The organism is Pseudomonas resinovorans NBRC 106553 (genome assembly GCF_000412695.1).
GTDB lineage: Bacteria > Pseudomonadota > Gammaproteobacteria > Pseudomonadales > Pseudomonadaceae > Metapseudomonas > Metapseudomonas resinovorans_A.
In genome coordinates, this window is the sequence record NC_021499.1 from 2352829 (window position 1) to 2379815 (window position 26987).

General features: G+C 62.3%; 24 protein-coding genes and 1 pseudogene. 21 read left to right on the forward strand and 4 right to left on the reverse strand.

Annotation, left to right across the window (positions count from 1 at the left end; translation table 11 throughout):
• The first annotated feature begins 86 nt into the window (after positions 1-86).
• Together PCA10_RS10670 and PCA10_RS10675 are read left to right on the forward strand one after the other, a co-directional pair.
• Positions 87-1565, forward strand: a complete 1479-nt coding sequence (locus PCA10_RS10670) for a site-specific integrase (RefSeq protein WP_016492087.1) — start codon at positions 87-89, stop codon at positions 1563-1565.
• Positions 1558-2568, forward strand: coding sequence for a hypothetical protein (locus tag PCA10_RS10675; protein ID WP_016492088.1), 1011 nt, complete (start codon positions 1558-1560; stop codon positions 2566-2568). Before PCA10_RS10670 ends, PCA10_RS10675 begins: the two co-directional genes overlap by 8 nt.
• Here PCA10_RS10675 and PCA10_RS10680 read toward each other — a convergent pair.
• Positions 2565-3715 (reverse strand): IS3 family transposase gene (locus PCA10_RS10680; RefSeq protein ID WP_144276949.1). Its coding sequence is split into 2 segments (ribosomal slippage): positions 2565-3478 and positions 3478-3715, totalling 1152 coding nucleotides; the frame shifts between segments, so codons are not numbered across the junction. The genes PCA10_RS10675 and PCA10_RS10680 overlap by 4 nt on opposite strands.
• A 236-nt stretch (positions 3716-3951) precedes the next feature.
• Positions 3952-4098 (reverse strand): annotated as a pseudogene (locus PCA10_RS30290) (DMT family protein); the annotation flags it as partial.
• 71 nt (positions 4099-4169) lie between these two features.
• On the opposite strand from PCA10_RS30290, the gene PCA10_RS10695 reads away from it, so the two are divergent.
• Genes PCA10_RS10695 through PCA10_RS10705 form a run of 3 tightly spaced genes read left to right on the forward strand, consistent with a single transcriptional unit; the run spans position 4170 to position 5979 of the window.
• On the forward strand, positions 4170-5027 hold the full coding sequence (locus PCA10_RS10695) for a hypothetical protein (RefSeq protein ID WP_016492090.1): 858 nt from the start codon (positions 4170-4172) through the stop codon (positions 5025-5027).
• Positions 5028-5072: 45 nt separating this feature from the next.
• A complete protein-coding gene (locus PCA10_RS10700) occupies positions 5073-5330 on the forward strand; it encodes a YkgJ family cysteine cluster protein (protein WP_016492091.1) in 258 nt (85 codons plus the stop codon).
• 46 nt (positions 5331-5376) lie between these two features.
• Complete coding sequence (locus PCA10_RS10705) at positions 5377-5979, forward strand: START domain-containing protein (protein WP_016492092.1); 603 nt, start codon at positions 5377-5379, stop codon at positions 5977-5979.
• 66 nt (positions 5980-6045) lie between these two features.
• On the opposite strand, the gene gltA is transcribed toward PCA10_RS10705, so the two are convergent.
• On the reverse strand, positions 6046-7332 hold the full coding sequence (gene gltA / locus PCA10_RS10710; RefSeq protein ID WP_016492093.1) for a citrate synthase: 1287 nt from the start codon (positions 7330-7332) through the stop codon (positions 6046-6048).
• Between the two features lie 362 nt (positions 7333-7694).
• Between gltA and sdhC the strand changes: the two genes are divergently transcribed.
• From sdhC to PCA10_RS10770, 12 genes are all read left to right on the forward strand, one after another.
• Positions 7695-8069: a succinate dehydrogenase, cytochrome b556 subunit gene (gene sdhC, locus PCA10_RS10715; RefSeq protein WP_041770208.1), complete on the forward strand. Its 375-nt coding sequence runs from the start codon at positions 7695-7697 to the stop codon at positions 8067-8069.
• Positions 8063-8431 (forward strand): succinate dehydrogenase, hydrophobic membrane anchor protein, encoded by a 369-nt coding sequence (gene sdhD / locus PCA10_RS10720; protein WP_016492095.1) that lies wholly within the window; start codon positions 8063-8065, stop codon positions 8429-8431. Before sdhC ends, sdhD begins: the two co-directional genes overlap by 7 nt.
• Positions 8432-8434: 3 nt before the next feature.
• Positions 8435-10207 (forward strand): succinate dehydrogenase flavoprotein subunit, encoded by a 1773-nt coding sequence (gene sdhA, locus PCA10_RS10725; protein WP_016492096.1) that lies wholly within the window; start codon positions 8435-8437, stop codon positions 10205-10207.
• A gap of 11 nt (positions 10208-10218) precedes the next feature.
• Complete coding sequence (locus PCA10_RS10730; RefSeq protein WP_016492097.1) at positions 10219-10935, forward strand: succinate dehydrogenase iron-sulfur subunit; 717 nt, start codon at positions 10219-10221, stop codon at positions 10933-10935.
• A gap of 236 nt (positions 10936-11171) precedes the next feature.
• On the forward strand, positions 11172-14003 hold the full coding sequence (locus PCA10_RS10735) for a 2-oxoglutarate dehydrogenase E1 component (RefSeq protein WP_016492098.1): 2832 nt from the start codon (positions 11172-11174) through the stop codon (positions 14001-14003).
• A 44-nt stretch (positions 14004-14047) separates the two neighbouring features.
• On the forward strand, positions 14048-15268 hold the full coding sequence (gene odhB, locus PCA10_RS10740; RefSeq protein ID WP_016492099.1) for a 2-oxoglutarate dehydrogenase complex dihydrolipoyllysine-residue succinyltransferase: 1221 nt from the start codon (positions 14048-14050) through the stop codon (positions 15266-15268).
• A 70-nt stretch (positions 15269-15338) separates the two neighbouring features.
• Positions 15339-16775, forward strand: coding sequence for a dihydrolipoyl dehydrogenase (gene lpdA / locus PCA10_RS10745; protein WP_016492100.1), 1437 nt, complete (start codon positions 15339-15341; stop codon positions 16773-16775).
• Positions 16776-16931: 156 nt separating this feature from the next.
• Positions 16932-18098: an ADP-forming succinate--CoA ligase subunit beta gene (gene sucC / locus PCA10_RS10750; protein ID WP_016492101.1), complete on the forward strand. Its 1167-nt coding sequence runs from the start codon at positions 16932-16934 to the stop codon at positions 18096-18098.
• Entirely contained in the window at positions 18098-18985 is an 888-nt protein-coding gene (sucD, locus tag PCA10_RS10755) for a succinate--CoA ligase subunit alpha (protein ID WP_016492102.1), read from the forward strand. Before sucC ends, sucD begins: the two co-directional genes overlap by 1 nt.
• Before the next feature lie 309 nt (positions 18986-19294).
• Positions 19295-20608 (forward strand): branched-chain amino acid transport system II carrier protein, encoded by a 1314-nt coding sequence (gene brnQ / locus PCA10_RS10760; protein WP_041770209.1) that lies wholly within the window; start codon positions 19295-19297, stop codon positions 20606-20608.
• A gap of 573 nt (positions 20609-21181) precedes the next feature.
• The gene (locus PCA10_RS10765) at positions 21182-21916 is read left to right on the forward strand and encodes a DUF599 domain-containing protein (RefSeq protein WP_016492104.1); all 735 of its coding nucleotides are present in this window, start codon (positions 21182-21184) and stop codon (positions 21914-21916) included.
• A complete protein-coding gene (locus PCA10_RS10770) occupies positions 21913-22302 on the forward strand; it encodes an MAPEG family protein (RefSeq protein ID WP_016492105.1) in 390 nt (129 codons plus the stop codon). The genes PCA10_RS10765 and PCA10_RS10770 overlap by 4 nt, the downstream gene beginning before the upstream one ends.
• Before the next feature lie 70 nt (positions 22303-22372).
• On the opposite strand, the gene PCA10_RS10775 is transcribed toward PCA10_RS10770, so the two are convergent.
• On the reverse strand, positions 22373-22594 hold the full coding sequence (locus PCA10_RS10775) for a hypothetical protein (RefSeq protein WP_016492106.1): 222 nt from the start codon (positions 22592-22594) through the stop codon (positions 22373-22375).
• A gap of 170 nt (positions 22595-22764) precedes the next feature.
• Here PCA10_RS10775 and PCA10_RS10780 point away from each other — a divergent pair, with 170 nt between their 5' ends.
• The 4 genes from PCA10_RS10780 (at position 22765) to htpG (ending at position 26975) form a co-directional block, all read left to right on the forward strand.
• Positions 22765-23220 (forward strand): PaaI family thioesterase, encoded by a 456-nt coding sequence (locus PCA10_RS10780; RefSeq protein ID WP_016492107.1) that lies wholly within the window; start codon positions 22765-22767, stop codon positions 23218-23220.
• Positions 23217-23660 carry a PaaI family thioesterase gene (locus PCA10_RS10785; protein ID WP_016492108.1) on the forward strand — a complete coding sequence of 148 codons (444 nt, stop codon included), beginning with the start codon at positions 23217-23219 and terminating at the stop codon, positions 23658-23660. Before PCA10_RS10780 ends, PCA10_RS10785 begins: the two co-directional genes overlap by 4 nt.
• A 43-nt stretch (positions 23661-23703) precedes the next feature.
• A complete protein-coding gene (locus PCA10_RS10790) occupies positions 23704-24951 on the forward strand; it encodes a hypothetical protein (RefSeq protein WP_016492109.1) in 1248 nt (415 codons plus the stop codon).
• A 125-nt stretch (positions 24952-25076) separates the two neighbouring features.
• Complete coding sequence (gene htpG / locus PCA10_RS10795; protein WP_016492110.1) at positions 25077-26975, forward strand: molecular chaperone HtpG; 1899 nt, start codon at positions 25077-25079, stop codon at positions 26973-26975.
• Positions 26976-26987 lie beyond the last annotated feature (12 nt).

The following is a 26987-nucleotide window of genomic DNA, read 5'->3' on the forward strand; positions in this document are numbered from 1 at the left end:
TGCTCGTGGTTGATCGATGCCGTTCCTATACTTGAGCTCTCATTCAGGGTCGTGCTTGATACCTGATCAAGTCAGGAGGTTGGCCGATGAACGAGTTGCGGCGCAAGGTGCTCCTCCCAGTCTTCCAGTTGTCGGAGCTGACGATGGCTGACGATCCGCGTGCGCTCAAGCGGGTCATCAAACAGGGTAAAGGGCATCCCGGTTTTTCCTATTTTTACCGCTTTACTCAGGGCGATCAGGTTGGCCAGGGTTTCAAATACAACTTGTTTCCTGTGATCCTCGATAGGAATTCGGCGCCGTGGCATCTCGGTAATCTCTATATCCTCGCGAAACTTGAGGCGGATACAAGGCCAACGATGACAACTTTCCAGGTCAAGGCCGATGATCTGGGTGCTTACAAGGAGTGGCTCGATACTCACGAGAGTCCTGATGATCTGGTCTTCCAGTTTCCGAAGATCAAATTGCGGCGCTCAACATATCGCTATCGCGGCTACCTTCAGCAGCAAATTTATGCTGGTGAAGTTACGCCAGCTACCGCTAAGCGGCGTATGGTTACTGTGGTTGCCTTTTACCGCTGGCTTATCGACAGCAACTACTTCCAACCAGAGTATCCACCGTGGGAGGAAAGTGAGTATCAGCTTAACGTCATAACGACTGTTGGTAGGGGGGTATCCAAGAGAGTCGTTTCGACGGATGTGAGCATTCGAGCGCCTAAGTCGGAGGATCCTTTTGCCGGGACCATACAGGATGGCGGTAAGTTACGGCCTCTGAACGGAAAAGAACAGAACTGGATTCTCGAAGCCACCTCAACAAAGGGCAATACGGAGTGCTACCTGATCCAGCTCTTCATGCTGGCCACTGGCGCACGTATCCAAACGGCCGGCACGCTCCGCATGACGCACTTTATGCAGCCCGATCCGGTCTACGCTCGGGCGCTGACTGGCGATGGTCAGGTCTTCAAGTTGAAGGTCGGGCCAGGCACTGGCATCGATACCAAGAACGACAAGAGCTTCATACTGCAGGTCCCGCGCCCCATCTATGAAATGCTCCACGTCTACTCCCTGTCAAATCGCGCGGAAGTGCGGCGCAGCCGGTTCGTGACCAAACATGGCGAAATCGCTACCCCCTATCTGTTCCTGACTCAGCAGGGCAATCCCTACTACTCTGCCAAGGCCGAGTCCCTGCGCTTCGATCCGAACCTCGATCGTCGCCACGAGAAGACCGGCCAGGCTGTGCGCCAGTTCCTGAAAGAGCACGTTCTTCCCTATGTGCGTGAGCATCACGACAGGCACTTCAACTACCGCATCCACGATCTCCGAGCGAGCTTTGGCATGAACATGACTGAATTGTTAATGGAGTCGGTTAACAAGAAGGTGATCACCCTGAGCCGAGCACGGATGTATGTGAAGGACTTACTCTGTCATGAGAGCTTTGCCACCACCGATCGGTACCTCGACTACCGCCAGCAGATGGAGGTCATCTACCAGGCGGTTAACGACTATGGAAAGCAGTTGCAAGCGTGGATCGACCAAGCGATGAAGGGCATCGAGTTGGCAGATGAATAAGCCTACTGAGCATAATTTCGCTACGCACCCGATAGTTGTTCTCGAGTTGCCGCTTACCAAGACCACCCGCATCCTGCACGTGGAGCAGGTTATCTTGAAGTTTGGTGCCAGGTCCCTCGACTTCGGTGCCTTCTGCTACGCCTTGCGCTCAGGCAAGCCACGCAGGTTTGGCCAATCTCGAGAGGTCGTGCTCGACTCTTTCCTCAGGCAACGCCCCACGCAAATTCTGCAGCTTACAAAGGCACTCTCCAGCCTGATCACTGATGGCGGCAGGCGCATGGCGACAGCTTGCGGTTATGCACAATGCCTCAAATCATTCCTCGATTGGGCCGATGCCAACGGCTTACACGACTGTCTTTCCGGTGGCGAAGCCACCCGCGGCGCCTATCTAGAGTGGGCAGACTACACCCGCGAACGATACCGCCGACAAGCGATAACCGAACACACGCATAATATGCGGCTTCATTTTATCGGCGAGCTTCTGGAAGCCACGACCGGTCTCGAAAATATCCAACGGGGCACCCGCAAGATCAAAAAGCGATGGAACCCCATTGGTACTACCGAACCCTTAGCTGCACATGATTTCGCTCATGCAATGGCTCTCAATCAAGCCTTGTTCGACGGCTTATGCGACTTAGTGCTAGAGCAGAGGCCTTTCCCGTACAAATTGGTACTGCCCGCCAGTCTTGGTTGGGCGGATAACCACCTTTGGCTCTTCCCTATCCATAGGTGGAAGTTGCCTCCCCACCAATGGGGCGCAGAGCGCGAAAAGTACAAGTACCCCTGTTGGGCCTATGATTTTGCTTCCGGTCGGCTCGCCACCCCCGACGAGATCGCGCATCGGTATTCGATGGGACGCGTCCGGTCAACTCGGCGCAAGGTGGCCAAGAAACTCATCGCAAGGGCACAAGCCATCATCAGCGCCGCGAATGCCGACGAGCATTACTGGATAAGGCGAAGGCTCGGCATGATTGCTCAGTTTGAATCGCCCCGGCTTTCCTAGACACTCTCCAAGCTCTGGAAATAACGCTTTTCAAACTCCACTGGCGATAGCTGCATAGCGCTGCTGTGCCGGCGTTTGGGGTTATAAAACATCTCGATGTAATCGAACACATCACTCCGGGCTTCTTCGCGGGTGCCGTAGGTTTTTCGTCGGATGCGTTCCCGCTTCAGCAACTGGAAAAAGCTTTCCGCCACCGCGTTGTCGTGGCAGTTACCGCGTCGACTCATGCTGCTGATCAGGTTGTTGGCCTTGAGGAAGCTCTGCCAGTCCGAGCTGCTGAACTGGCTGCCCTGGTCGGAGTGGATCATCACTTCCTGCTTGGGCTTGCGCCGCCACACCGCCATCAACAGGGCATCGATAGCCAGGTCGCTGCACATCCGTGGCTTCATCGACCAGCCGATCACCTGGCGTGAAAACAGATCCAGCACCACCGCCAAATACAGCCAGCCTTCATAGGTGCGGATGTAGGTGATGTCGGTGACCCAGACCTTGTTCGGTTCACTAACGTTGAATTGCCGCTCCAGGCGATTGGGCGAAGCCACCGTTGGCCGGCCGCCGTAATAGCCGGGGCGCCGCCGATAGCCGGTCTGTGAGCGCAGCCCTTCTCCTCGCATCAGGCGAGCCACGCGGTGCCGGCCACAGGACTCCCCCAGCTCACGCAGGTCGTCGTGAATCTTGCGATAGCCGTAGACCCCACCGCTTTCCAGCCAGGCATGTTTGATCAACCCGAGTAGGCGCTGATCTTCCTTGGCGCGTACGGATTTCGGCTCGGTCAGCCAGGCGTAGTAACCGCTGGGATGCACTTTCAGGGTCTGGCAGAGACGTCGAACCGGGTACTCCACCGACAGCTTGCTGATGAAGGCGTACTTCAGCCGGACTCCTTGGCAAAGTACGCGGCGGCCTTTTTTAGGATGTCTCGCTCTTCGGTCACTCGCTTGAGTTCGGCGCGCAGACGACGCAGTTCGGCCTGCTGATCGTCGTCTTGCTGCCGCTGCGCCTGGGGCTTGCCGTAGCGCTTGATCCAGGCATACAGGCTATGCACCGACATGCCTAACCGCGCTGCCACCTCGGCTACGGGGAGGCCGCGCTCGGTCACTTGTTTGACCGCTTCGATTTTGAATTCTTCGGGGTAACGCTGGTTGCTCATGGCACCTCCTAATGGGCCTCATTATGAGGCTTGGAGGTGTCTACGAAACTAGGGGCGATTCACTGCCTGGCTGTCTTGGGGGGCTTCGGAACCCGCGTACAGTCTTGAAAATGGACAAAATGAGCTGGATTGTCCATAGGCCTGGGAGTTCAAGTGGACAGGTGAGGAATCACTATCTCGTTGATCTCGGTAGAAAAGTCCTATGTCCATCAATGGAAAACTTGGGTGTAGGTCGGGTACTCGAACAGCGCGATTCCCCAACTGATCAGTGCCGCGATTATCCAGGGCTTGGTGTTGAGGGTCTTGAGGTGGCCATACCAGGCGAAGGTCATGAACACGTTGGAGAGGGTGAGCAGGGCGGCGGTCTGCATCCATACAGGCATGATCGGGGCTCTGAGTTGGGCTGAAAGGCGCAAGCCTAATGGGTGCTGATTTTCAAGGAAAGGGGCGAGCCATGGCCTTCTGGCGTGTAGCGGGATTCGTGCTGCTGGTGCTGCTCGGGGTGGCCGTTGCGGGCTTGCGTGTGGTCGAGGCCTGGCGGCAGCAGCCAGTGCTCGCCGAATTGCATCTGCCCCCGGCATTCGCCGTGGCGCGGGACTTCGATTTCGGCCGCTATCGCCTGTCCTGGCGCGGCCAGGGGTTTGTCGTCTACAGGCAGGATCGGCCGCAGGAAGTGCTCTGGGGCGCCGAGGGCGGTTTTCTCGCGGCCGGCATCGGCCAGCCCGGGAGTCGTCCGCCCACGGCCAGTGGCGAGTTGCGCGACCAGCGTGAACTGCTCTGCCGCGAGCAGAGCCTGGATGCCTTCGAGCGCCAGGGCGACAAGCTCCTGCTGAAAGGGCGCTTGCGCTGCGCCGATGGCAGCCTGAGCCCTTATGTGCTGACGCTGGAGGATGACGGCGAGCGTGGCCTGGCGCTGGCCGTGAGCTTGGGCGCGTCCCGGCTCAATCGGCTCTACCTGGCCTGGAGTCGGGAGTCGGACGAGCGTTTCTTCGGCTTTGGCGAACGATCCGGCGCCTATGACATGTCCGGCCGCCTTGTGGCGGTGCCGGCCGCCCGCAGCCTGCCGCAGCAGCCGGCCGCATGGAGCGCCGCCGCAACCCGGGCGTTCTACTTCACCTCGCGCCTGCGGGCCTTTCACAGCCAGTCGGTCGCCTATCAACTGTTCGACCTCCGCGACCCCCGGCGTGTCGGCCTCGAGGTACATGAAGGGCGGCTGACGGCACGCGTCTTCCGGGGTGACAGTGTCGATGAGCTGCGTGCGCGTCAGGCTTCGGTGGTCGGAACTGTGTCAACGCCGCTCGCGCCCAAGTAAAATGCACCCTCCTGCCGCCATCCCCGTCGCTCGAGGTTCTCCGCCATGCTCTGCCGTCCAGGCTGTGGTGCCTGCTGCATTGCGCCGTCCATCAGTTCCCCCATTCCCGGCATGCCTTCGGGCAAGCCAGCGGGTGAGCGCTGCCTGCATCTGTCCGTGGACAATCTCTGCCAGTTGTTCGGCGACCCGCGTCGCCCGGCAGTGTGTGGTGAATTCGATGCCGATCACGAGGTCTGCGGCGACAGCCGCGACGATGCGATCCGTCTGATCGGCTGGCTGGAGCAGGCGACTTCGGCAGTCTGAACATTCGCTGGCGTGCAGCCGGCACCCGCTCGAGCAAGGAGAGATCATGAGTATCAAGATTGCGGCGCTCTGTGCCCTGGGTCTGTGCGCGGCGTCCGCCGTCCACGCCGAGGACTGGAAGCTGGCCAAGGACGAGGACGGCATCAAGGTATTCCTCAGCGAGGTGCCCGGTTCCCGCTACAAGGCCTACCGCGGGGTCACCACCATGAAGACCGACATCGCCACCCTGCGTGCCCTGCAGGAGGATGTTGTGGGCTCCTGCGCCTGGATCCACGAGTGCAGGGAGCAGAAGCTCCTGAAGGTCGATGGCCCGCAGAGCTGGACCTACACCCGCTTCAGCACGCCCTGGCCGGTGACGCCGCGGGATTCGGTGATCCACGTCACCTCGAAACTGGACGCGGGCGGCGGCGTGACGCGGGTGCTCGAAGGCGTCCCGACCTATCTGCCCGAGGCTGATGGCTATGTCCGGGTGACCGAAGTGGACGGGTTCTGGAAGCTGGAGCCCAAGGGGGCAGGGCAGGTGGAGGTGACCTATCAGGTGCACACCGAGCCGGGTGGCAGCGTGCCGTCGTGGCTGGCCAACAGTTTCGTGGTGGATGCGCCGTTCAATACCCTGAAGGCGATGCGCCAGCGGGCGGAAAAGCGCTGAAAGGCTAGACGAAGTCGAAATAAAAAAGGCTGCCTTCTGGCAGCCTTTTTCATGGAGCGGTCAGCCTTACTTGCGGCCTTCCAGCGGCGCGTAGTCGCGCTTTTCGTAACCGGTGTACAGCTGGCGCGGACGGCCGATCTTGTACGGGCCGGAGAGCATTTCCTTCCAGTGCGAGATCCAGCCAACGGTACGAGCGAGGGCGAAGATCACGGTGAACATGCTGGTCGGGATGCCGATGGCCTTCAGGATGATGCCCGAGTAGAAGTCTACGTTCGGGTACAGGTTGCGTTCCTTGAAGTACGGATCGTTGCGCGCGATCTCGTCGAGCTTCATCGCCAGTTCCAGCTGCGGGTCGTTGATGCCCAGCTCCGCCAGTACTTCGTCGCAGGTCTGTTTCATGACCTTGGCGCGAGGGTCGAAGTTCTTGTAGACGCGGTGGCCGAAGCCCATCAGCTTGAACGGATCGTTCTTGTCCTTCGCCTTGGCGATGAACTTGTCGATGTTCGACACGTCGCCGATCTCGTCCAGCATGCTCAGCACGGCTTCGTTCGCACCGCCGTGGGCCGGGCCCCAGAGAGCCGCGATGCCGGCAGCGATACAGGCGAAGGGGTTGGCGCCGGAGGAGCCGGCCAGGCGAACGGTGGAGGTGGAGGCGTTCTGCTCGTGGTCCGCATGCAGGATGAAGATGCGGTCCATGGCCTTGGCCAGCACCGGGCTGATCGGTTTGATCTCGGCCGGGGTGTTGAACATCATGTGCAGGAAGTTTTCCGCGTAGTTCAGGTCGTTACGCGGGTACATCATGGGCTGGCCCATGGAGTACTTGTAGGCCATCGCCGCGATGGTCGGCATCTTGGCGACCAGGCGCATGGCCGAGACTTCGCGATGCTGCGGGTTATTGATGTCCAGGGAGTCGTGGTAGAAGGCGGAGAGGGCGCCGACCACGCCGCACATGATCGCCATCGGATGGGCGTCGCGGCGGAAGCCGTTGAAGAAGCTCTTCAACTGCTCGTGAACCATGGTGTGGTTCTTGATGGTGCTGACGAACTTGGCCTTTTCTTCGGCATTGGGCAGTTCGCCGTTCAGCAGCAGATAGCAGGTTTCCAGGTAGTCGGATTTCTCTGCCAGCTGCTCGATCGGGTAGCCCCGGTGCAGCAGTACGCCCTTGTCGCCGTCGATGTAGGTGATCTTCGACTCGCAAGAGGCGGTCGACATAAAGCCAGGATCAAAGGTGAAGCAGCCCGTGGAGGTCAGGCCCCGCACATCGACTACATCGGGTCCCATGGAACCGGACAGAACGGGCAGCTCTACGGGGGCAGCGCCCTCGATGATCAACTGCGCTTTTTTGTCAGCCATAGCGGCCTCCTAGTTATGCTTGAAATCATCAGACAGCCCCCCACGCAGGGCCCGGGACACTATAGAGCTATAAATTTGAATGTCAATTTGAAGAAACCCATGTGGGAGTGGGGTTTGCGTGGGTTTTTCGGTGCAAAAAAGGGCGCTATTTACGCCTTTTATATAGGCAGCGCAATCAGCTTTTAGGGGTGGGTCTTCGCATTGTCATTAGTCAGCTAACTGTCTATACTCAGCGCCCGATCGCCAGGGGCCTTGGGCTCGTATTTCTGGAGGTCGGCACTCCCTTTGGTGAGGGGTACCTGATCAGTGCACTTCCCGACAACTTGCCCTGTTTGTTAGGGGCCTCAGTGTGAAAAAAAGCCGTGAATAGCCAACGACCTGTAAACCTAGATCTCAGGACCATCAAACTCCCCATCACTGCTTATACGTCCATCCTGCATCGAATCTCTGGTGTCATCCTCTTCTTCGGTATTGCCGTGCTGCTGTTCGGGCTCGACAAATCGCTGAGCTCCGAGGAAGGCTTCGAGCAGGTCAAGGCGTGCCTGACCAGTCCGCTGGCCAAGCTGGTGATTTGGGGCCTCCTGTCCGCACTGCTTTACCACCTGGTCGCCGGTGTGCGCCACCTGGTAATGGATGCGGGCGTCGGCGAGACGCTCGAGGGCGGCAAGCTGGGCTCGAAAATCGTCATCGTAGTTTCTGCGGTGCTGATCGTGCTGCTGGGGGTGTGGATATGGTAACCAACGTCACGAACTTCTCCCGTTCGGGCCTCTACGACTGGATGGCCCAGCGCGTTTCTGCGGTCGTTCTCGCGGCTTTCACTCTGTTCCTGCTGGGCTATGTGGTCTGCAACCCGGGTATGACCTACGCCGACTGGCACGGTCTGTTCTCCCACACCGCAATGCGCATCTTCGCCCTGCTGGCCCTGGTCGCCCTGAGCGTTCACGCCTGGGTCGGCATGTGGACCATCTCCACCGACTACCTGACGCCGATGGCGCTGGGCAAGGCGGCGACTGTGGTGCGTTTCCTGTTCCAGGCGGTATGCGGCATTGCGATGTTCGCGTTCTTCGTCTGGGGCGTGCAGATTCTCTGGGGTGTGTGATCCATGGCTAGCATTCGTACTCTTTCTTTCGACGCCATCATCGTAGGTGGTGGCGGTGCCGGTATGCGCGCTGCGCTGCAACTGGCTCAGGGCGGTCACAAGACTGCCGTGGTGACCAAGGTCTTCCCGACCCGTTCCCACACCGTTTCCGCCCAGGGCGGCATCACCTGCGCCATCGCTTCGTCCGACCCGAACGACGATTGGCGCTGGCACATGTACGACACCGTCAAGGGCTCCGACTACATCGGTGACCAGGACGCGATCGAATACATGTGCTCCGTCGGCCCCGAAGCCGTGTTCGAGCTGGAACACATGGGCCTGCCGTTCTCCCGTACCGAGCAGGGCCGCATCTACCAGCGTCCGTTCGGTGGCCAGTCCAAGGACTTCGGCAAGGGTGGCCAGGCCGCCCGTACCTGCGCCGCGGCCGACCGTACCGGTCACGCCCTGCTGCACACCCTGTACCAGGCCAACCTGAAGAGCGGCACCTCGTTCCTCAACGAGTGGTACGCCGTTGACCTGGTGAAGAACCAGGACGGCGCCGTGGTCGGCATCATCGCCATCTGCATCGAGACCGGTGAAACCGTCTACATCCGTTCCAAGGCCGTGGTTCTGGCCACTGGCGGTGCTGGCCGTATCTACGCCTCCACCACCAACGCCCTGATCAACACCGGCGACGGCGTGGGCATGGCCCTGCGCGCTGGCGTGCCGGTTCAGGACATCGAGATGTGGCAGTTCCACCCGACCGGCATCGCCGGCGCCGGTGTACTGGTTACCGAAGGCTGCCGTGGTGAGGGTGGTTACCTGATCAACGCCCATGGCGAGCGCTTCATGGAGCGTTACGCTCCGAACGCCAAGGACCTGGCCGGCCGCGACGTGGTCGCCCGTTCGATGGTCAAGGAAGTGATCGCCGGCAACGGCGTGGGCCCGAACAAGGACCACGTACTGCTGAAGCTCGACCACCTCGGCGAGGAAGTCCTGCACAGCCGCCTGCCCGGCATCTGCGAACTGTCCAAGACCTTCGCGCACGTCGACCCGGTCGTCGCGCCGATCCCGGTTATCCCGACCTGCCACTACATGATGGGCGGCGTTGCCACCAACATTCATGGCCAGGCCATCACCCAGGACGCCAACGGCAACGACACCATCGTCGAAGGCCTGTTCGCCGTGGGCGAAGTGGCTTGCGTGTCGGTACACGGCGCCAACCGCCTGGGCGGCAACTCGCTGCTCGACCTGGTTGTATTCGGCCGTGCAGCTGGCCTGCACCTGGAAAAAGCGCTCAAGGAAGGCATCGAGACTCGCGGTGCCAGCGAGACCGACCTGGAGCTGTCGCTCAAGCGTCTGTCCGGCGTCAACGAGCGCACCAGCGGCGAAGAAGTCGCTCCGCTGAAGCGCGAGCTGCAGCAGTGCATGCAGAACTACTTCGGTGTGTTCCGTACCGGCGAATACATGCAGAAGGGCATCGCCCAGCTGGCCGAGCTGCGTGAGCGCATCGCGACCGTCAAGATCAACGACAAGTCCCAGGCCTTCAACACCGCGCGTATCGAAGCGCTGGAGCTGCAGAACCTGCTGGAAGTCGCCGAAGCCACCGCGATCGCTGCGGAAGTTCGCAAGGAATCCCGTGGCGCCCACGCCCGTGAAGACTTCGAAGATCGCGACGACGAGAACTGGCTGTGCCACACCCTGTACTTCCCGGGTGATAAGCGCGTTACCAAGCGCGCCGTCAACTTCGCGCCGAAGACCGTTCCGGCGTTCGAACCCAAAGTACGTACTTATTAAGGGTGGCCGACATGTCCAAACTTCTCACTGTCAGCGTCTATCGCTACAACCCGGAGCGCGACAGCGCTCCGGCCATGCAGGACTTCCAGATCGACACCGACGGCAAGGACATCATGGTCCTCGACGTACTGGCGCTGATCAAAGAGCAGGACGAGGGTTTCTCCTACCGTCGTTCCTGCCGTGAAGGCGTCTGCGGTTCCGACGGCATGAACATCAACGGCAAGAACGGCCTGGCGTGCATCACTCCGCTGTCCGCCGCCGGCCTGAAGGGCGGCAAGCTGGTGATTCGCCCGCTGCCGGGCCTGCCGGTCATTCGTGACCTGGTCGTCGATATGAGCATCTTCTACAAGCAGTACGAGAAGGTGAAACCCTTCCTGCAGAACGATACTCCGGCTCCGGCCATCGAACGTCTGCAGTCCCCGGAAGAGCGCGAGAAGCTCGACGGTCTGTACGAGTGCATCCTGTGCGCTTGCTGCTCGACCTCCTGCCCGTCCTTCTGGTGGAACCCCGACAAGTTCCTCGGTCCCGCCGCGCTGCTGCAGGCCTATCGTTTCCTGGCCGATAGCCGCGACAACAAGACCGAAGAGCGACTGGCTGCGTTGGACGATCCGTTCAGCGTATTCCGTTGCCGCGGCATCATGAACTGCGTGAACGTCTGCCCCAAGGGTCTGAACCCGACGAAGGCCATCGGTCACGTACGTAACATGCTGCTGCAAAGCGGTACCTGATACGACGTTGTACCCGTAACACCTGCGGCGCCGGCTTTGTCGGCGCCGCAGTAAAACCAGGAACGCAGCCCACAAAGCCGTGTTCCTCATCTGAAAAATATATAGATGACCAGCAGGGGCAACCGGGCTGGTGCCCGGACTATCTGCGGGATCCTTGGTGGCTTCAGTCGCTGTGCCAGGACTTCTTAGCCCTAGTGTCCATGCCGATGGTGTCCCCTTATCGAGGGTGACAAAGCATGCAAGAAAGCGAAATGCAGCGCATGTGGAACAGTGCCCACCTATCCGGTGGTAACGCTGCCTATGTGGAGGAGCTCTACGAGCTCTACCTGCACGATCCCAACGCTGTGCCCGAAGAGTGGCGCACCTACTTCCAGAAGCTGCCGACCGACGGCAATCTTGCCACCGACGTTTCGCACTCCACCGTCCGCGATCATTTCGTTCTGCTCGCCAAGAACCAGCGCCGTGCTCAGCCGGTTTCCGCTGGGACAGTGAGCAGTGAGCACGAGAAGAAGCAGGTTGAAGTCCTGCGCCTGATCCAGGCATTCCGCATGCGCGGCCACCAGGCTTCCAAGCTCGATCCGCTTGGCCTGTGGCAGCGTCCGGCTCCGGCTGACCTGTCGATCCGTCACTACGGACTGACCGATGCCGACCTCGATACCACCTTCCGCACCGGTGAGCTGTACATCGGCAAGGAGGAGGCGACCCTACGCGAGATCCAGCAGACGCTCAACGAGACGTATTGCCGCACCATCGGGGCAGAGTTCACCCACATCGTCGATTCCGAGCAGCGCAAGTGGTTCCAGCAGCGCCTGGAAAGCGTGCGCGGCCGTCCGGCGTTCTCGCCGGAAGTGCAGAGCCACCTGCTCGAGCGCCTGACCGCCGCCGAAGGCCTGGAAAAGTACCTGGGCACCAAGTACCCGGGCACCAAGCGCTTCGGCCTGGAAGGCGGCGAGAGCCTGATTCCGCTGCTTGACGAGATCATCCAGCGTTCCGGCTCCTACGGCCTGAAGGAAATCGTCATCGGCATGGCCCACCGTGGCCGTCTGAACGTACTGGTCAACACCTTCGGCAAGAACCCGCGCGACCTGTTCGACGAGTTCGAAGGCAAGAAGACCGAAGGCCTGTCCTCCGGCGACGTGAAGTACCACCAGGGCTTCTCCTCCAACGTCATGACCTCCGGCGGCGAGGTGCACCTGGCGCTCGCGTTCAACCCGTCCCACCTGGAAATCGTTTCCCCGGTGGTCGAGGGTTCCGTGCGTGCCCGTCAGGACCGTCGCCAGGACAGCAACGGTGACAAGGTTCTGCCGATCTCCCTCCACGGCGACGCTGCATTCGCCGGCCAGGGTGTGGTCATGGAAACCTTCCAGATGTCGCAGACCCGTGGCTACAAGACGGGCGGCACCATCCACATCGTGATCAACAACCAGGTTGGTTTCACCACCAGCCGTCCGGAAGACTCGCGCTCCACCGAGTACTCCACCGACGTCGCCAAGATGATCCAGGCGCCGATCCTGCACGTGAACGGCGATGACCCGGAAGCCGTGCTGTTCGTGACCCAGCTGGCCGTCGACTACCGCATGCAGTTCAAGCGTGACGTGGTCATCGACCTGGTCTGCTACCGTCGTCGCGGCCACAACGAGGCCGACGAGCCGAACGGCACCCAGCCGCTGATGTACCAGCAGATCGCCAAGCAGCGCACCACTCGCGAGCTCTATGCCGACGCCCTGAGCCAAGGCGGCGTGCTCGACACCGCGGCCATCCAGGCCAAGGTCGACGAGTACCGCACCGCCCTGGACAACGGCCAGCACGTGGTCAAGAGCCTGGTCAAGGAGCCCAACAAGGAGCTCTTCGTGGACTGGCGCCCCTACCTGGGCCACGTCTGGACCGCGCGTCACGACACCAGCTTCGAGCTGAAGACCCTGCAGGAACTGTCCGCCAAGCTGCTGGAGATCCCGGAAGGCTTCGTGGTTCAGCGCCAGGTCGCCAAGATCCTCGAAGACCGCCAGAAGATGGGCGCGGGCGCCATGCCGATCAACTGGGGCTACGCCGAGACCATGGCCTACGCCACCCTGTTGTTCGAAGGCCACCCGGTACGCATCACCGGCCAGGACGTTGGTCGCGGCACCTTCTCGCACCGCCATGCGGCGCTGCATAACCAGAAGGACGGCAACACCTACCTGCCGCTGCAGCACCTGTTCAACGAGCAGCCGACCTTCGACCTGTACGACTCCTTCCTCTCGGAAGAGGCCGTGCTGGCGTTCGAATACGGCTACTCCACCACCACGCCCAACGCGCTGGTGATCTGGGAAGCCCAGTTCGGCGACTTCGCCAACGGTGCGCAGGTCGTGGTCGACCAGTTCATCACCAGCGGCGAGCACAAGTGGGGCCGTCTCTGCGGTCTGACCATGCTGCTGCCGCACGGCTACGAAGGCCAGGGTCCGGAGCACTCCTCCGCGCGTCTGGAGCGCTACCTGCAGCTGTGCGCCGAGCACAACATCCAGGTGTGCGTACCGACCACCCCGGCGCAGATCTACCATCTGCTGCGTCGTCAGGTGATCCGTCCGCTGCGCAAGCCGCTGGTCGTGCTCACGCCGAAGTCGCTGCTGCGTCACAAGCTGGCCATCTCGACCCTGGAAGATCTGGCGGAAGGCTCCTTCCAGACCGTCATCGGCGAGACCGATGCGATCGAACCGAAGAAAGTCGAGCGTCTGATCCTGTGCAGCGGCAAGGTCTACTACGACCTGCTGGAAAAGCGCCGTGCCGAAGGTCGCGAAGACATCGCCATCGTTCGTCTCGAACAGCTCTATCCGTTCCCCGAGGACGACCTGGCGGAGGTTCTGGCCCAGTACAAGAACCTCAAGCACATCGTCTGGTGCCAGGAAGAGCCGATGAACCAGGGCGCCTGGTACTGCAGCCAGCACCACATGCGTCGCGTCGCGGCAGCCCACAAGAAGGGTCTGTTCCTCGAGTACGCCGGTCGTGAAGGCTCCGCGGCCCCGGCCTGCGGCTACGCCTCGATGCACGCCGAGCAGCAGGAAAAACTGCTGCAAGACGCCTTTACTGTTTAACGCCTTCGCGCTGAAGAAACCGAATTAGATAGGAACCCGACACAATGGCTATCGAGATCAAAGCCCCCACTTTCCCGGAATCGGTTGCCGACGGCACCGTCGCCACCTGGCACAAGAAGCCGGGTGAAGCGGTAAAACGCGACGAGCCGATCGTCGACATCGAAACCGACAAGGTGGTCATGGAAGTCCTGGCCGAGGCCGACGGCGTCCTGGCTGAAATCGTCAAGAACGAGGGCGACACCGTCCTCAGCGGCGAACTGCTCGGCAAGCTGAACGCCGGCGCTACCGCCGCCGCCGCCCCTGCAGCCGCTGCCGCTCCGGCTGCCGCTGCTCCCGCCGCCGCTGGCGGTGACGACGCCATCCTCTCCCCGGCAGCTCGCAAGCTGGCCGAAGAGAACGGCATCGACCCGAACAGCATCGCCGGCACCGGCAAAGGCGGTCGTGTAACCAAGGAAGACGTGGTTGCCGCCGTTGAAGCCAAGAAATCCGCTCCGGCTGCCGCTCCGGCCGCCGCCAAGCCCGCCGCTCCGGCTGGCGAGGCGCCGATCTTCGCCGCTGGCGATCGCGTCGAGAAGCGCGTGCCGATGACCCGCCTGCGCGCCAAGGTTGCCGAGCGTCTGGTCGAAGCCCAGTCGAACATGGCCATGCTGACCACCTTCAACGAAGTCGACATGACCGAAGTCATGGCCCTGCGTTCGAAGTACAAGGACCTGTTCGAGAAGACCCACAATGGCGTGCGCCTGGGCTTCATGTCCTTCTTCGTCAAGGCATCGGTCGAAGCGCTGAAGCGCTTCCCGGCGGTCAACGCCTCGATCGACGGCACCGACATCGTCTACCACGGCTACCAGGACATCGGCGTTGCCGTATCCAGCGACCGTGGCCTGGTGGTACCGGTACTGCGTAACGCCGAACTGATGAGCCTGGCCGAAGTCGAAAGCGGCATCGCCACCTTCGGCAAGAAGGCCCGTGACGGCAAGCTGTCCATCGACGAGATGACCGGTGGCACCTTCACCATCACCAACGGCGGTACCTTTGGTTCGATGATGTCGACCCCGATCGTGAACCCGCCGCAGGCGGCCATTCTCGGCATGCACAACATCATCCAGCGCCCGATGGCGATCAACGGTCAGGTCGTTATCCGTCCGATGATGTACCTGGCCCTGTCCTACGATCACCGCCTGATCGACGGCAAGGAAGCAGTGAGCTTCCTGGTGACCATCAAGAACCTGCTGGAAGACCCGGCTCGTCTGCTGCTGGACATCTGATCGCCAACCTCTCCCACGGCGACCCCTTTGTGAAAGGGGTCGTCCGGTTTTATCCGAGAAGGAATGAGTTATGACCCAGAAATTCGACGTGGTAGTGATTGGTGCGGGCCCCGGCGGCTACGTTGCCGCCATCAAGGCAGCCCAGCTCGGTCTGAAGACCGCCTGCATCGAGAAGTACCAGGACAAGGAAGGCAAGACCGCTCTGGGCGGCACCTGCCTGAACGTCGGTTGCATTCCGTCGAAGGCGCTGCTGGACAGCTCCTACAAGTACCATGAGGCCCACGAAGGCTTCAAAATCCATGGTATCGAAGCCAAGGGCGTCACCATCGACGTACCGGCGATGGTCGGTCGCAAGAACACCATCGTGAAGAACCTGACCGGCGGCGTGAGCACTCTGTTCAAGGCCAACGGCGTGACCCTGCTGGAAGGCCACGGCAAGCTGCTGGCCAACAAGCAGGTTGAAGTCACCGGTTCCGACGGCAAGGTGCAGATCGTCGAAGCTGAAAACGTGATCCTCGCTTCCGGCTCCAAGCCGGTAGACATCCCGCCGGCCCCGGTCGACCAGGACGTCATCGTCGACTCCACCGGTGCCCTGGACTTCCAGGCCGTGCCGAAGAAGCTGGGCGTGATCGGCGCCGGCGTGATCGGCCTCGAGCTGGGCTCCGTCTGGGCTCGCCTGGGCGCTGAAGTGACCGTACTGGAAGCCCTGGACAAGTTCCTGCCGGCTGCCGACGACCAGGTCGCCAAGGAAGCCCTGAAGGTCCTCACCAAGCAAGGCCTGAAGATTCGCCTGGGCGCCCGCGTGACCGGCTCCGAAGTGAAGAAGAAGCAGGTTACCGTCAGCTTCACCGACGCCGAAGGCGAGCAGAAGCTGGTCTTCGACAAGCTGATCGTTGCCGTGGGCCGTCGCCCGGTGACCACCGACCTGCTGGCCGCCGACAGCGGCGTGACCCTGGACGAGCGTGGCTTCATCTTCGTCGACGACCAGTGCAAGACCAGCGTTCCGGGCGTATACGCCATCGGTGACGTGGTACGTGGCGCCATGCTGGCCCACAAGGCGTCGGAAGAGGGCATCATGGTTGCCGAGCGTATCGCCGGCCACAAAGCCCAGATGAACTACGACCTGATCCCGTCGGTCATCTACACCCACCCGGAAATCGCGTGGGTCGGCAAGACCGAGCAGTCGCTGAAGGCCGAAGGCGTTGAAATCAACGTGGGTACCTTCCCGTTCGCCGCCAGCGGCCGTGCCATGGCTGCCAACGACACCGCCGGTTTCGTCAAGGTCATCGCCGATGCCAAGACCGACCGCGTGCTGGGCGTTCACGTGATCGGCCCGAGCGCCGCCGAGCTGGTCCAGCAAGGCGCGATCGGCATGGAGTTCGGCACCAGTGCCGAAGACCTCGGCATGATGGTCTTCTCCCACCCGACCCTGTCCGAAGCGCTGCACGAAGCGGCCCTGGCAGTGAATGGCCACGCCATCCACATCGCCAACCGCAAGAAGCGCTAAGAGCAAAGAAGAACCACGGCGGACTGCCCGTGCCGTGAGCCCCTCGGGGCTCACCGCGGAAAGCCCGCCGGACTGCTTTCAAGGCAGTCACAGGTGGCGCGGCACCACGAATGCAGCGCCGAATGCGCAATACCTAAACGAAGACGGTAGACAAGCATGAATCTCCACGAGTATCAGGGTAAGCAGCTGTTCGCTGAATACGGCCTGCCCGTATCCAAGGGCTTTGCCGTAGACACCCCGGAAGAAGCCGCAGCAGCCTGCGAAAAAATCGGCGGCAGCGAGTGGGTCGTCAAGGCCCAGGTCCACGCTGGTGGCCGCGGTAAAGCGGGCGGCGTGAAGCTGGTCAAGAGCAAAGAAGACGCCAAGGCCTTCGCCGCCAACTGGCTGGGCAAGCGTCTGGTGACTTACCAGACTGACGCCAACGGTCAGCCGGTCAGCAAAATCCTGGTTGAATCCTGCACCGACATCGCCAAGGAACTGTACCTGGGCGCCGTGGTAGATCGTTCCAGCCGCCGCATCGTGTTCATGGCATCCACCGAAGGTGGCGTGGACATCGAGAAAGTAGCCCACGAGACTCCCGAGAAGATCCTCAAGGCCACCGTTGACCCGCTGGTTGGCGCTCAGCCGTACCAGGGCCGCGAGCTGGCTTTCCAGCTGGGCCTGCAAGGCGACCAGATCAAGCAGTTCACCCACATCTTCGTTGGCCTGGCCAAGCTGTTCCAGGACTACGACCTGGCTCTGCTGGAAGTGAACCCGCTGGTGATCAAGGCCGATGGCAACCTGCACTGCCTGGACGCCAAGATCAACATCGACAGCAACGCCATGTACCGTCAGCCCAAGCTGCGCGCCATGCACGACCCGTCCCAGGACGACGCTCGTGAAGCCCATGCGCAGAAGTGGGAACTGAACTACGTCGCGCTGGAAGGCAACATCGGCTGCATGGTCAACGGCGCTGGCCTGGCCATGGGCACCATGGACATCGTCAACCTGCACGGTGGCAAGCCTGCCAACTTCCTCGACGTCGGCGGCGGCGCTACCAAAGAGCGCGTGACCGAAGCCTTCAAGATCATCCTGTCCGACAGCAACGTAGCTGCCGTTCTGGTGAACATCTTCGGCGGTATCGTTCGTTGCGACATGATTGCCGAAGGCATCATCGGCGCAGTGAAGGAAGTCGGCGTGAAAATCCCGGTCGTCGTACGTCTGGAAGGCAACAATGCCGACCTCGGCGCCAAAGTACTGGCCGAGAGCGGTCTGAACATCATCGCGGCGACCAGCCTGACCGACGCTGCACAGCAAGTCGTCAAGGCCGCGGAGGGCAAGTAATGAGCGTCCTGATCAACAAAGACACCAAAGTCATCTGCCAAGGCTTCACCGGTAGCCAGGGTACTTTCCACTCCGAACAAGCCATCGCCTACGGCACCAAGATGGTTGGCGGCGTGACCCCCGGCAAGGGTGGCACCACCCACCTGGGCCTGCCGGTGTTCAACACCGTCAAGGAAGCCGTTGAAGCCACCGGCGCCGAAGCTTCGGTGATCTACGTTCCGGCTCCCTTCTGCAAGGACTCGATCCTGGAAGCGGCCAACGGCGGCATCAAGCTGATCGTCTGCATCACCGAAGGCATTCCGACCATCGACATGCTGGAAGCCAAGGTCAAGTGCGACGAGCTGGGCGTACGCCTGATCGGCCCGAACTGCCCGGGCGTGATCACTCCCGGCGAGTGCAAGATCGGCATCATGCCGGGTCACATCCACCTGCCGGGCAAAGTAGGCATCGTGTCGCGTTCCGGCACCCTGACCTATGAAGCCGTGAAGCAGACCACCGACGCCGGCTTCGGCCAGTCCACCTGCGTGGGCATCGGTGGCGACCCGATCCCGGGCTCCAACTTCATCGACATCCTGAAGCTGTTCCAGGACGACCCGAAGACCGAAGCGATCGTCATGATCGGTGAGATCGGCGGTTCCGCTGAAGAAGAAGCCGCTGCCTTCATCAAGGCCAACGTGACCAAGCCGGTGGTGTCCTACATTGCTGGCGTCACCGCGCCGCCCGGCAAGCGCATGGGCCACGCCGGCGCCATCATCTCCGGCGGCAAGGGCACTGCGGACGAGAAGTTCGCCGCCCTGCAAGACGCTGGTGTGAAAACCGTGCGTTCCCTGGCCGACATCGGCAAGGCCCTGGCCGAGCTGACCGGCTGGGAAGTCAAGAAAGCCTAAGGCATTCTGACTGAAGCAGAGGCCACCCCTCGGGGTGGCCTTTGTCGTTTCTGGTGCAACCATTTTTGCCGTGGAGTGCAACCGCCTGTCGGAGAGGCGACAGAAATGGTTGTTACAAGGACAACCTGACCCACGTCAGCTGATTCCCGCAGTAAAATCGGTAGGCTTGCAACTATCCCGCACGGCGCGCTCCACAAGGGCAGGGGCCGGGCATCAGCGGTCTATCCCAAACGGATGGATGACGTTTCCCCCGAACCAATCGGGAAACCCCTTCGGCAAACCCTGTTTCAGCGATGTGGTAATTCCCCAATGAAATCCTTGAAAGGCCAGGATGTCCTGGCGCTTGGCTTTATGACCTTCGCCCTGTTCGTCGGGGCTGGCAACATCATCTTCCCGCCCATCGTCGGCCTGCAGTCCGGTCCCCATGTCTGGATGGCGGCCCTGGGCTTCCTGATCACCGCGGTCGGCCTGCCGGTCGTCACCGTGATCGCCCTGGCCAAGGTCGGCGGCGCCATGGATTCGCTCAGCAGCCCCATCGGCAAGAAGGCCGGCGTACTGCTCGCGGCGGTCTGCTACCTGTCGGTGGGCCCGCTGTTCGCGACCCCGCGTACCGCCACCGTGTCCTTCGAAGTGGGCCTGGCACCGCTGACCGGCGACACGCCGATCGCGCTGTTCGCCTACAGCCTGGTGTACTTCCTGGTGGTTATGGCGGTCTCGCTCTACCCGGGGCGCCTGCTGGACACCGTCGGCCGCGTGCTGGCGCCGATGAAGATAGTCGCCCTGGCGATCCTCGGCATCGCCGCCTTCATGCTGCCGCTGGGCGAAATCGGCGACGCCACCCCGGCCTACCAGGCCGCGCCGTTCTCCCAGGGCTTCATCAATGGCTACCTGACCATGGATACCCTGGGCGCGCTGGTGTTCGGCATCGTCATCGTCAACGCCATCCGCTCTCGGGGCGTCGAGTCGCCGCGCCTGATCACCCGCTATGCCATCATCGCCGGGCTGATCGCCGGTGTCGGCCTGGCGCTGGTTTACATCAGCCTGTTCCGCCTGGGCGCCAACAGCCATGACATCGCCGGCGACGCCACCAACGGCGCCGCGGTGCTGCATGCCTATGTGCAACACACCTTCGGCAACCTGGGCAGCATCTTCCTCGCGTTGCTGATCTCCCTGGCCTGCCTGGTCACCGCCGTCGGCCTGACCTGCGCCTGCGCCGAGTACTTCAGCCGCCTGCTGCCGCTGTCCTACCGCAGCCTGGTGATGATCCTCGCCGGCTTCAGCCTGGTGGTGTCGAACCTCGGCCTGACCAAGCTGATCCAGGTGTCCATACCGGTGCTCACCGCCATCTACCCGCCGTGCATCGTGCTGGTGGCCCTGAGTTTCTGCTGGGGGCTGTGGTATTCCCCGGGCCGAGTGGTGGCGCCGGTGATGCTGGTGTCGCTGCTGTTCGGCCTGGTGGACGCGCTCAAGGGCGCCGGCCTCGCCGGCTGGATGCCGCAGTGGCTGAGCCACCTGCCGCTGTCCGAGCAGGGCCTGGCCTGGCTGCTGCCGGCCGTCGCCACCCTGGCCGTGGCCAGCATCTGCGACTACGTGCTGGGCAAGGCGGCGGAAGTTGCCGCCTGATTCTGCCGCAATGGATCAGAAAGGCCGCCTTCGGGCGGCCTTTTTTGTTGGTTTTCGCTCATTGCCGAGTGGGTGATGGGGTTCTGTTTCGCCCTCCCGGGCGACTCCCTTTGGCAGTCGCCCCAAAGGAAGCAAAAGGCTTGCCCCGACATCCGGGTTTGGCTTCGCCAAACTTCCCTCGTTCCATCCTTGCTCCGGGAGCCCGCCGCGAAGGGCCATCCATGGCCCTGCGCGGCTCTCGCGGCATCCATGCCGCTCGTCTCCCTCCACATGGATTCCACTCGGCCTCCTGAAGGGGCAGTTTGCGCGGCGTCATCCACTCTGCTTCGTTTCAGACCGGCATAGGCATCAGGACTGTTTCGCGCCTGCCGGCGTGCGTCACCCCTCTCCCTCCGGGAGAGGGGCGGGGGGAGAGGGCGGCGTCCGCTGGCTCAGAGCCAGGCAAGTGCGCCCATATAAAATTGTCCGGAGCGTCATCTGAGCCCTCTAAGGGGCCCCAGGGATTTCACTCGCGCTCTACAGGGACATACATACGCAACGCTATAATCCGCCGCGTTCTTACAAGGAATTGGCATGTCGATCATTCTGCGCAACTGGCCCCACCTGCTGGCCATCATCTGGTTCATCACCTGCTGGGTGGGGTACACCCGCTACGCCACCTGGAAGGCCAGGGACACCGCCTGCCTGGCCTCGGTCCTGCACCTGTATCGCGAGGACTGGATGCGCCGCCTGCTGCTGCGCGACAACCGCATCGCCGACGCCAGCGTGATCGGCAACCTGGAGCGCAACGCCTCGTTCTTCGCCTCCAGCACCCTGATCATCCTCGCCGGTATCCTCACCGTGCTCGGCTCCACCGATCGCGCGGTGTCGGTGCTGGCCGACCTGCCGTTCGTGCAGCCCGCCAGCACCGGCATTTCCGAACTGAAGCTGCTGGGCCTGGCGGTGGTCTTCGTCTATGCCTTCTTCACCTTCAGCTGGTGCATGCGCCAGTACAACTTCGCGGCCGTGCTGGTGGGGTCGGCACCCATGATCGGCGAGAAGCACATCAGCGAGCAGGAGCGCAAAGCCTTCGCCGAGCGCGCCGCGCGGGTGGTTTCGCTAGCCGCCAACCAGTTCAACTTCGGTCTGCGCAGCTACTATTTCGGTCTATCGATGCTGGCCTGGTTCATCAACCCCTGGTTCTTCATGATCACCGCCACCGGTGTGGTGCTGGTGCTCTACCGCCGCGAGTTCCATTCCGATGTGCTGGATGTGATGGTCTATACCCCGACCCAGGCGCTGGAAGCGCCCAAGGAGAAAGTCGAATGAGTATTCCGTTCTGGTGCCTGTTCATCGCCGCGCTGCTGATCTTCGTGGCCAAGATCCCGGTGGCCAAGGCCATGAGCCAGGAGGGCAAGGGGTACGACAACCGTCACCCGCGGGCCCAGCAGGCGCGGCTGACCGGCTTCGGCGCGCGAGCCCTGGCGGCCCACCAGAACAGCATCGAGGCCTTCCCGCTGTTCGCCGCCGGCGTACTCATGGCCCATGCCACCCAGACCCAGGGCTGGTTCGTCGAGACCCTGGCGATCATCTTCATCGTGTCGCGGGTGCTCTATCTGTTCCTCTACTGGAACGACAAGGCCAGCCTGCGCAGCCTGGTGTGGGTCATCGGCCTGGTCTGCTGCCTCCTGCTGATGCTCAGCCCGGCGCTATAGGCCACGGGCCTAGACCCGGAAACGACAAGGCCCGCGCAATGCGGGCCTTGTGCGTATTACTGCCGGGAGCTTACTGGCTCTTCTCCTCGGTCGGAGCGGTGTCCGGAGCGGCCGGGGCGGGCTCGGTCGGAGCCGGTGCGGCTTCAGGGGCCGGGGTCGGCGTGGGGGCCGGGGCGCTCGGCTGGGATTCGGTGGCCGGTGCAGCCGGTGCCGCAGCCTCTTCCTTCTTGTCGCAGGCGGCGAGACCAAGGCTGGCTGCCAGGAGCAGGGCGAGAGACAGGGTCTTTTTCATCATTGAGCCTCCATTGTGGCTTTGTTCGTCGATAGCAGTTGGAGTTTGTGACCTGTTTCTAAGTTCCGCGAATATTGCAAAAAGCCTGAGCCATGCAGTCGTCGACATCCAAGCGGGCTCCGGCAGGGTATGATTCGCCTCTTTGCCCCTCTTCCGCCAAGGTTGCAGTCATGACGGACAATCCCCTTATCGAACGGGCGCAGCGCTTTCTTTCGGCGCTGCGCCACTGCCAGGTGCTCGGCCTCAGCGTGCACGACGCCAGCCCACAGGGCCTCACCCTGCGCCTGCCCTACAGCACCCAGATCATCGGCAATCCGGAAACCGGGGTGATCCACGGCGGCGCCATCACCACCCTGATGGACACCACCTGCGGCATTTCCACCGTCTGCGTGCTGCCGGAATTCGAGATCTGCCCGACCCTGGACCTGCGCATCGACTACATGCACCCGGCCGAGCCCCACAAGGATGTCTTCGGTTTCGCCGAGTGCTACCGGGTGACGCCCAACATCATCTTCACCCGTGGTTATGCCTACCAGGACGATCCGGCCCAGCCCATCGCCCATGTAGTGGGCACCTTCATGCGCATGGGCAAGCCCGGCCAGCTGAAGCAGGGAGGCGCGGCATGAGCCTCGATCTGAATGCCCTGGTGCGCGAAGCCCACGCGAAGAACGACTACGACTCGCTGGTATGCCTGATCCCCTACGCCAAGCTGATCGGCATGGAGTGCCTGCGCCTGGGCGACGACATGGTGTTCCGCCTGCCGGCGAACAAGGACAACATCGGCAACCCGACGCTGCCGGCCATTCATGGCGGGGTGATCGCGGGATTCATGGAGCATGCGGCCATGCTTCACCTGCTGATGTTCATGGGCACGCCACATATGCCCAAAATCATCGACTTCTCGATAGATTACCTGCGCGCCGGGCACTATCGTGACACCTACGTCCAGTGCCAGGTCTGGCGACAAGGCCGCCGTGTCGCCAACGTCGCCATCACCGCCTGGCAGACCACCCAGACCGAACCCATCGCCACCGCGCGCGCCCACTTCAAGGTCGACGAACCCTGAGGCGCGGCGCCAGGCGCGTCCGGTCGCCCATTAGGAAAACTCGATGGTTGCGTTACTGATACTTGGCGGCCTGCTGCTGATAGTCGCCGGCCTGGTCTGGCTGGTGATGCTCGCCTTCGGCACCAGCCTGCTCTGGGGCTTCGGCAGCCTGCTGCCACCGGTCACCCTGGCCTATGTGCTCTATCACTGGCGCCGCGCACGCAAGGCCGTGGTACTGGGCGCCATGGGCTTCATCCCACTGGTGGTGGGGCTGACCATGCTCGCCGCCCAGGACCCCGATCGCCTTCAGGCGATCCTCAGCCTGCGCTGGCTGGACGATGAGCGGCAGGCGGGTTCCGAACTGGACATCCGCCTCAATGGCGAACTCAACGGCCAGGACTTCGTACCGCTGCAGGCGGAACTGGTGGACGGCATCCTCAGCCTTCGCGAAGGCCAGGATTTCTATGCCCGCCGCGAGCTGAGCATCCGTCTCGGTGCGCAACCGCAAGGCGCCCTGAGCCTGGACGTACTGCCCGAGGACGCCGGCCCGCAGCCGGAAATCGAGATCAGCTGGCTGCTACCGGAACAGGAACTGCCCGAGGCCAGGCGCATTCCCCGTGGCTACACCCTGCACCTCAACCTCCAGCCGGTGGCGCCGAACCGCCTGGCGGGCGACTTCCACCTGGTCCTGCCGCCGAAGTTCGCCACTACCCTGAGCGGTCACCTGGAGGTCTTCACCGACCGGCTGCGCTACCGCGAAGGGCGGGTGGATACCCACTACGATTCCCGCGACACCCTGGCCTATGTGATCCGCGACTACCTGCAGCGACGCTTCGCCACGCGCAACGTGGAACTGGCGCCCCTGCCGGGCGTCAGCCTGCCGGCGCGGGAGCTGGAAGTGGCGGTGGAGGCCCGGGTCGATGGCCAGCTCCAGCGGTTGCCCCTGCAATTGTTCAAGAGCGACGAGCGGGGCTGGCGCGTGCGCCGTGACAGCTTCCCGCCCCTGGCCGAGCCGGTGGCCGAGGTCCAGGCGGCGGAGCCCGCCAGCGAGGCGCTGGCGGTGGTCGAGAGCGTGCGCCCGGCGGACCGCCGTCTGCGCTTTTCCCTGCAGCGCCTGCTGAACAACCCCAACCAGTACCAGGAACTCGGCATGCGCGTTTACACCCAGCGCGGCAGCACCGCCGAAGGGCGTTTCGCCGGGCTGGATCGCGAGGGCCGCATCCTCATCCGTCGCAACCTGGGTGGAGCCGGCGCCGCCAGCTACAGCCTGGCGGTGGATGAGATCGAACGCATCGAGCTGCTGGAGCCGTAGGCACGCGGTACGCCGGAAAGAAACGCCGAGTTTCGCTAAGCACTTGAAATCCCTGTCGATGGCCCCATCTGGATGACATCCGCCGCATTACGCGGCCTCTGTCATCCACGTGGAGTTAGAAGACCATGAGTGTGGAAACTCAAAAAGAAACCCTGGGCTTCCAGACCGAGGTGAAGCAGCTGCTTCACCTGATGATCCATTCCCTTTACTCGAACAAGGAAATCTTCCTCCGCGAACTGATTTCCAACGCCTCCGACGCCGTCGACAAGCTGCGCTTCGAAGCCCTGGCGACGCCGGCGCTGCTCGAAGGCGGCAGCGACCTGAAGATCCGCGTGAGCTTCGACAAGGACGCGCGCACCGTCACCATCGAAGACAACGGCATCGGCATGAGCCGCGACGAGGTGATCTCGCACCTGGGCACCATCGCCAAATCCGGTACCGCCGACTTCCTGAAGAACCTCTCTGGCGACCAGAAGAAGGATTCCCACCTGATCGGCCAGTTCGGCGTGGGCTTCTATTCCGCCTTCATCGTTGCCGACCAGGTCGACGTCTTCACCCGCCGCGCCGGCCTGCCGGCCGCCGAGGGCGTGCACTGGTCGTCGAAAGGCGAGGGCGAGTTCGACCTCGCCACCGTCGAGAAGGAATCGCGCGGCACCCGCATCGTCCTGCACCTGAAGGCCGACGAAGCGGAATTCGCCGACGGCTGGCGCCTGCGCAACGTCATCAAGAAGTACTCCGACCATATCGCCCTGCCCATCGAACTGCCGAAAGAGCAGCATGGCGAAGACGCGCCCGCCGAGCCGGAGTGGGAAACCGTCAACCGCGCCAGCGCGCTCTGGACCCGTCCGCGCACCGAAGTGAAGGACGAGGAGTACCAGGAGTTCTACAAGCACGTCGCCCACGACTTCGAGAACCCGCTGTCCTGGAGCCACAACAAGGTCGAAGGCAAGCTGGAATACAACTCGCTGCTCTACGTGCCGGCCCGCGCCCCGTTCGACCTGTATCAGCGCGAGGCCCCGCGTGGCCTGAAACTCTACGTGCAGCGCGTATTCATCATGGACCAGGCCGAGCAGTTCCTGCCGCTCTACCTGCGCTTCATCAAGGGCGTGGTCGACTCCAACGACCTGTCGCTGAACGTCTCCCGCGAGATCCTCCAGTCGGGCCCGGTGATCGACTCCATGAAGTCGGCCCTGACCAAGCGCGTGCTGGACATGCTGGAGAAGCTGGCGAAGAACGAACCGGAGCAATACAAGGGCTTCTGGAAGAACTTCGGCCAGGTGCTCAAGGAAGGCCCGGCGGAAGACTTCGCCAACAAGGAGAAGATCGCCGGCCTGCTGCGCTTCGCCTCTACCAGCGACGAATCGGGTGAGCAGAGCGTGTCCCTGGCCGACTACATCGGCCGCATGAAGGAAGGCCAGGACAAGATCTACTACCTCACCGGCGAGAGTCACTCCCAGGTGAAGAACAGCCCGCACCTGGAAGTCTTCCGCAAGAAAGGCATCGAAGTGCTGCTGCTCACCGACCGCATCGACGAGTGGCTGATGAGCTACCTCTCCGACTTCGACGGCAAGGGCTTCGTCGATGTCGCCCGTGGTGACCTCGACCTCGGCAAGCTGGACTCGGAAGAGGACAAGCAGGCCCAGCAGGAAGTGGCCAAGGCCAAGGAAGGGCTGATCGAGCGCCTGAAGAAGGTGCTGGATGAGCAGGTCAGCGAGGTGCGCGTGTCCCACCGCCTGACCGACTCGCCGGCGATTCTCGCCATCGGCGAACAGGACCTCGGCCTGCAGATGCGCCAGATCCTCGAGGCCAGCGGGCAGAAGGTGCCGGACTCCAAGCCGATCTTCGAGATCAACCCGGCCCACCCGCTGATCGAGAAGCTGGACAGCGAGCAGGATGAGAACCGCTTCGGCGAGCTCTCGCACATTCTCTTCGACCAGGCCGCCCTGGCCGCCGGCGACAGCCTGAAGGACCCGGCCGCCTATGTGCGCCGCCTGAACAAGCTACTGGTGGAACTCTCCGCCTGACCCCGAAAAGGC

Excerpts from the sequence above, each read along its gene's own strand:
- lpdA (WP_016492100.1), top strand. The coding sequence starts at position 15,339 with ATGACCCAGAAATTCGACGTGGTAGTGATTGGTGCGGGCCCCGGCGGC.
- sucC (WP_016492101.1), top strand. The coding sequence starts at position 16,932 with ATGAATCTCCACGAGTATCAGGGTAAGCAGCTGTTCGCTGAATACGGC.
- brnQ (WP_041770209.1), top strand. The coding sequence starts at position 19,295 with ATGAAATCCTTGAAAGGCCAGGATGTCCTGGCGCTTGGCTTTATGACC.
- sdhD (WP_016492095.1), top strand. The coding sequence starts at position 8,063 with ATGGTAACCAACGTCACGAACTTCTCCCGTTCGGGCCTCTACGACTGG.
- PCA10_RS10695 (WP_016492090.1), top strand. The coding sequence starts at position 4,170 with ATGGCCTTCTGGCGTGTAGCGGGATTCGTGCTGCTGGTGCTGCTCGGG.
- PCA10_RS10670 (WP_016492087.1), top strand. The coding sequence starts at position 87 with ATGAACGAGTTGCGGCGCAAGGTGCTCCTCCCAGTCTTCCAGTTGTCG.
- PCA10_RS10765 (WP_016492104.1), top strand. The coding sequence starts at position 21,182 with ATGTCGATCATTCTGCGCAACTGGCCCCACCTGCTGGCCATCATCTGG.
- PCA10_RS10735 (WP_016492098.1), top strand. The coding sequence starts at position 11,172 with ATGCAAGAAAGCGAAATGCAGCGCATGTGGAACAGTGCCCACCTATCC.
- PCA10_RS10790 (WP_016492109.1), top strand. The coding sequence starts at position 23,704 with ATGGTTGCGTTACTGATACTTGGCGGCCTGCTGCTGATAGTCGCCGGC.
- PCA10_RS10730 (WP_016492097.1), top strand. The coding sequence starts at position 10,219 with ATGTCCAAACTTCTCACTGTCAGCGTCTATCGCTACAACCCGGAGCGC.
- odhB (WP_016492099.1), top strand. The coding sequence starts at position 14,048 with ATGGCTATCGAGATCAAAGCCCCCACTTTCCCGGAATCGGTTGCCGAC.
- gltA (WP_016492093.1), bottom strand. The coding sequence starts at position 7,332 with ATGGCTGACAAAAAAGCGCAGTTGATCATCGAGGGCGCTGCCCCCGTA.
- PCA10_RS10700 (WP_016492091.1), top strand. The coding sequence starts at position 5,073 with ATGCTCTGCCGTCCAGGCTGTGGTGCCTGCTGCATTGCGCCGTCCATC.
- PCA10_RS10780 (WP_016492107.1), top strand. The coding sequence starts at position 22,765 with ATGACGGACAATCCCCTTATCGAACGGGCGCAGCGCTTTCTTTCGGCG.
- sucD (WP_016492102.1), top strand. The coding sequence starts at position 18,098 with ATGAGCGTCCTGATCAACAAAGACACCAAAGTCATCTGCCAAGGCTTC.
- htpG (WP_016492110.1), top strand. The coding sequence starts at position 25,077 with ATGAGTGTGGAAACTCAAAAAGAAACCCTGGGCTTCCAGACCGAGGTG.
- sdhA (WP_016492096.1), top strand. The coding sequence starts at position 8,435 with ATGGCTAGCATTCGTACTCTTTCTTTCGACGCCATCATCGTAGGTGGT.
- PCA10_RS10675 (WP_016492088.1), top strand. The coding sequence starts at position 1,558 with ATGAATAAGCCTACTGAGCATAATTTCGCTACGCACCCGATAGTTGTT.
- PCA10_RS10705 (WP_016492092.1), top strand. The coding sequence starts at position 5,377 with ATGAGTATCAAGATTGCGGCGCTCTGTGCCCTGGGTCTGTGCGCGGCG.
- PCA10_RS10770 (WP_016492105.1), top strand. The coding sequence starts at position 21,913 with ATGAGTATTCCGTTCTGGTGCCTGTTCATCGCCGCGCTGCTGATCTTC.
- PCA10_RS10785 (WP_016492108.1), top strand. The coding sequence starts at position 23,217 with ATGAGCCTCGATCTGAATGCCCTGGTGCGCGAAGCCCACGCGAAGAAC.
- PCA10_RS10775 (WP_016492106.1), bottom strand. The coding sequence starts at position 22,594 with ATGAAAAAGACCCTGTCTCTCGCCCTGCTCCTGGCAGCCAGCCTTGGT.